Annotated in this window: 3 protein-coding genes; 1 reads left to right on the top strand and 2 read right to left on the bottom strand. The window is 28.0% G+C overall.

Annotation, left to right across the window (positions count from 1 at the left end; genetic code table 11):
- The first annotated feature begins 357 nt into the window (after positions 1-357).
- Positions 358-2,025, top strand: a complete 1,668-nt coding sequence (locus RDX53_RS13795) for a glutamine--tRNA ligase/YqeY domain fusion protein (protein WP_195930287.1) — start codon at positions 358-360, stop codon at positions 2,023-2,025.
- A 72-nt stretch (positions 2,026-2,097) separates the two neighbouring features.
- Here RDX53_RS13795 and RDX53_RS13790 read toward each other — a convergent pair whose 3' ends face one another.
- Together RDX53_RS13790 and RDX53_RS13785 are read right to left on the bottom strand one after the other, a co-directional pair.
- Complete coding sequence (locus RDX53_RS13790) at positions 2,098-3,204, bottom strand: hypothetical protein (RefSeq protein WP_195930285.1); 1,107 nt, start codon at positions 3,202-3,204, stop codon at positions 2,098-2,100.
- Between the two features lie 338 nt (positions 3,205-3,542).
- Positions 3,543-3,785: a hypothetical protein gene (locus RDX53_RS13785; RefSeq protein WP_195930283.1), complete on the bottom strand. Its 243-nt coding sequence runs from the start codon at positions 3,783-3,785 to the stop codon at positions 3,543-3,545.
- Positions 3,786-3,887: the final 102 nt, after the last annotated feature.

Genomic DNA, 3,887 nt, shown 5'->3' with positions numbered 1-3,887 from the left:
GGTCTTACCGGCATCCGGGTGGCTGATTATGGCAAACGTTCTTCTTCTTTCAATCTCTTCTGAATACTGGCTCATTCTATTTTATATGTATATAATTATACTTAAATACAGAAAAACCTGTTTTTTACTATGTTAATTATTTTTTCCATTAATACTTAGTTTTAAACGATTTTTCACAATATATTAATATTTTACAATTTTAAATATTAATTTTAAAATTTATTTAATTCTTTATTTTACTTAATTTAATTAAATATACTTTATTTTTTTTTAATATTGAATTAAAATTAATAATATGAATTATAATAAATTTATACATATTAAATTAAATAATAGAAAAAATGTGAGGTAATTATTATGTCAAGCGAAAATAATCGTACTAACTTTATAAAAAACATAATTAAAGACGACTTAGCTTCTGGAAAGCACGATTCTATAATAACTCGTTTCCCACCAGAGCCAAACGGATATTTACATATAGGTCATGCTAAGTCAATATGCTTAAACTTTGGATTAGCAGAAGAATTTAACGGAAAAGTAAACATGAGATTCGACGATACTAATCCACTAAAAGAAGATGAAGAATACGTAAATTCAATAAAAGAAGACGTTAAATGGTTAGGATTTAACTGGGATAATCTATTCTTTGCCTCTGACTATTTCGACGAAATGTACAAAAGAGCTATTGTCTTAATCAAAAAAGGTAAAGCATACGTATGTGATTTATCTCAAGAAGAAATAAGAGAAACTCGTGGTACATTAACAGAACCAGGTAAAGAAAGTCCATACAGAAATAGATCTGTAGAAGAAAACTTAGATTTATTCGAAAGAATGAAAAACGGTGAATTCAAAGATGGAGAAAAAGTTTTAAGAGCTAAAATAGATATGGCTTCTCCAAACTTAAACTTCAGAGACCCTGTTATATACAGAATATCTCATAGTACTCACCACAACACTGGAGATAAATGGTGTATATACCCAATGTACTCATTTGCTCATCCTCTAGAAGATGCTATAGAAGGAATAACTCACTCTATATGTACTTTAGAGTTCGAAGATCAAAGACCACTTTACGATTGGGTTGTTAGAGAATGCGAAATGGAAAGTGTTCCAAGACAAATTGAGTTTGCTAGACTTAACTTAACAAACACTGTTATGAGTAAAAGAAAATTAAAATTATTAGTTGACGAAGGTGTAACTGATGGATGGGATGACCCTCGTATGCCTACTATATCAGGTGTTAGACGTAGAGGTTTCACTCCAGAAGCTATAAGAGCTTTCTGTAACGAAATAGGTGTTGCAAAAGCTGATTCTACAGTTGACTCTAGACTTTTAGACCACTTCTTAAGAGAAGACTTACAACAAAAAGCTCCTCTTGCTATGGGAGTTTTAAAACCTTTAAAATTAGTTATAACTAACTATCCAGAAGGTCAAACTGAAATGCTAGAAGTTGAAAATATGGCTAAAAACGAAGAAGCTGGTACAAGAATGGTTCCATTCAGTAGAGAACTTTATATAGAAAGAGACGACTTTATGGAAGAACCAGTTAAAAAATATAGACGTTTCTTCGTTGGAAACGAAGTTAGATTAAAAGGTGCATACTTCGTTAAATGTACTGACTTTGTAAAAGACGAAAATGGAGAAATAGTTGAAATCCACGGTACTTACGACCCTGAAACTAAGAGTGGTTCTGGATTTACTGGAAGAAAAGTAAAAGGAACTGTTCACTGGGTAGATGCAAATAACTGTGTACCATGTGAATTTAGATTATTTGAGCCATTAATATTAGATAATGATCCAGAAAATGAAGGTAAACACTTCTTAGATCAAATAAACCCTAATTCACTAGAAATATTACAAGGTTATGTTGAGCCAACTCAAATAAAAGACGCTAAACCACTTGACAAATTCCAATTTGTTAGAAATGGATTCTACAGTGTTGATACTAAATACACTACTGATGATAAATTAGTATTCAACAGAATAGTACCATTAAAAAGCTCTTTTAAATTAGAAAGTAAATAATTTATAATAAATATAAAAAATGGAATCAACTTTATAGGTTGATTCCATTTTATTTTATAGCTATAACTTTTTTTAATTATTAGGACTAGCTTTTAACCCTTTAACTAATTCCTTAAAATAATATAAGAAAGATCTCATCTTATCTTTATCTTTTAATTTATCTATATATATACTTGGTCTTGTAAGCAAATCACTATCATTTAAACTTATTTCAAAAATCTCATTAAGTTTTTCTTTTATTTCTTGCTTTTTATCTTGATTAAAATATGGTTCTTTATAAAATTTAAAATAGATTTCCATTTTAACAGATGATGGATAAGCATATACTGCAAACAATCTATTTTCTTGTTTTTTAGTATATGAAGGTACAAAACTTGGACTTTTCTTTCCTTTTCCCCAATTTATTTCACATCCAAAACTTCTAAATCCAGCTAATATAACATTGCAAACATCCACTAATTCTTCATCTACATCTTTTACTGCCATCAAAAACCCTTCTTCAGTCCATGAAGTTTTATTTTTTACAGCTATAGAACTGCTTGTCTTGCCTATTATTGTAGGTACAAATGTCTTTATTTTACGATCTGATTCAAACTGTTTAATTTCTACACCAAGTACTTCAGTATTTACCATTTGATTGTTTAAAAATTGTATTATATTTTTTAAAGAATCTGGTATTTCATCTGCTACAAATAGTAACCTTATTTTACCTTCTTTTAAATTACTCTCTACGTTGTTCCAAAATAAATTTTCACTTTTTTCATCTATATCTAATTCATCACAAATACTTTTGTTTTGTTGTTCATATAAATCTCTAATAGTGTCTATTGACCAATATTTAATTGCATTCGCTGCATAGTCTAACATTTGCCCAACAACTTCACGTCTTATTCTCGTATCACTACTTCTTTTCACTTCTACAAAAGTTGGTATTGCATCTTGGTCTATAAATAAGTGGTCCAAAAACCATCTGTCATTTCCACCATCTTCTCCTGGAACCCCCATTTCTCTTGCAATAAAAATCCATTTTCTTGGATTATCTGGTGAAATCTGATCACCTGCTAATATATTTGGATATTTTTCTATTAATTCTTGAAATATAGCTTCATTTTCATACTTGCTCTCTTTAAGTTCTAAAATTTTGTTATCTTCATTTACTACAAATATACTCCCGCTCATACATATCCTCCTTCTAATAAGTATTATTTAACATAATTTCTACATATTAATTTTCCTATTACAAAAAATTCTATATTTCTATAAATAATCATTTTTATATATATAAAATTCTACTTTATGCAAAAAATACCCAATTTTAAACAGTATATATTTTCTATACTTTTGTTTAAAATCAGGTATCTCTATATTACCATAACCATAACGTATTGAATCTATTTTGTTTTCTCTACCTTAAATCTAGGTTTATATTGTGAAAGCTCTTTATTCTTATATGTAAAAGCATTTTTAGGACAAATATTTATACATTTATCATTATCTATATTGATTTTTTTGTTTATTTATTTTATAAATATAGGATAAACCATTTTATAAACTAAATTAATCATAAATACAATAAATTTATTTCTAGGATATAATTTCGTTTCACCGTCTAAAAACGATTTTAAACTAGCTTCTATAATATCATTGACGTTAGTTATCATTTCATCTTGTTTTTCGTCTTCTGTTCTTTTAAAAAAGAAATTATACACGTTATTTGGCATAGGAACGTATATACAGTAAGTTACGTTTAAGTTTGGCATATTTAAAAATATATAATTCCAATTTTATTCCCCATAATACACTCCTATTTTATATGATAGATTGTCAATATAAGTGCAACATTTTATGTTTATGTTGCAGCG

It is taken from the genome of uncultured Intestinibacter sp., from assembly GCF_902468165.1.
Lineage (GTDB): Bacteria > Bacillota > Clostridia > Peptostreptococcales > Peptostreptococcaceae > Intestinibacter.
The sequence above is the reverse complement of the archived record's forward strand: the minus strand, read 5'-3'. Positions and strand labels throughout refer to the sequence as shown.